The organism is Oleiphilus sp. HI0117 (assembly GCF_001635235.1).
The window spans coordinates 1-870 of sequence record NZ_LWGA01001435.1 but is presented as its reverse complement, the minus strand read 5'-3'; the positions used below and the strand labels follow the sequence as shown (position 1 = coordinate 870).

The following is an 870-nucleotide window of genomic DNA, read 5'->3' as shown; positions in this document are numbered from 1 at the left end:
TTGCTCTAGATCTAATGCAATTTCGCTTGCCTCTAGAAAAACCTCATCCAGAGTAATCTGTTCATCGCCCTCAGTACTTTGAGCCCCTAGAACGCCATCACTGGCAATCACTTCCTCTACATGTTCGATTACTTCTTCAATCGTATCCCAACGACCCAGCTCAACCATTGACAAGAAAGAGGCTGACAAAACACCCATTTCCAGTTCTGCTTTTGTAATTGAACTATACGACTCAATAGCAGTTAAATCTGCTGGCGCCAAACGCATCGCACCAGCATCTAGATCTAGCAAGTCTTCAATGTGAGCGATAGATTCCTGAATACTATCAGCTGTCAAACCAATAGATTTAGCCTCCGCATGAACTGCCGCCATATGCGTTAATGGGCTAAGATGAACATTATACTCCCGCCCTGCCACAATACCTGAAGCAACCGAGCGCAAACTAAAGCCAGACCCTGGGTTAAAGCTTTCACCAAAAGAAACGCCTTGCCCATCATTATCAATACAACCTTCCGTTGTATCGCACTTCATTCTGGTTCGACTATCAGCTGTCACTTCGACAACAACTGAGCCTTGTGAAATTTCCTGCTCAAGATTAAAGGTGTAGCGACCATTAGAGTCTGTTCTGACTGGACTCACCATTGGATTAACAGAACGAATAGTCTTGCCACCCTGCTCTTCTACTGAGTATAAGTTTACCAAGCCTTCTGAAACGACCCCTTTTATAGCGGTACCGCTAATCGTTGTAGTCACGGTATTGGTATTACCATCATCCGGAGTGGAATTTGACTCTTCACTGCCGCCACCAGAACCACAAGCCGTTAAAAGAATGGCCACACTTGAAGCTAATAGGTTCTTTGTAAGAGCGGC

The 870-nt window shown here is 45.1% G+C and carries 1 protein-coding gene; it reads right to left on the bottom strand.

Annotated elements, in window-relative coordinates; genetic code table 11:
* Positions 1–837 (bottom strand): hypothetical protein (locus A3757_RS24065; protein WP_156506546.1); only part of this gene is annotated, 837 nt, incomplete at its 3' end.
* Positions 838–870 lie beyond the last annotated feature (33 nt).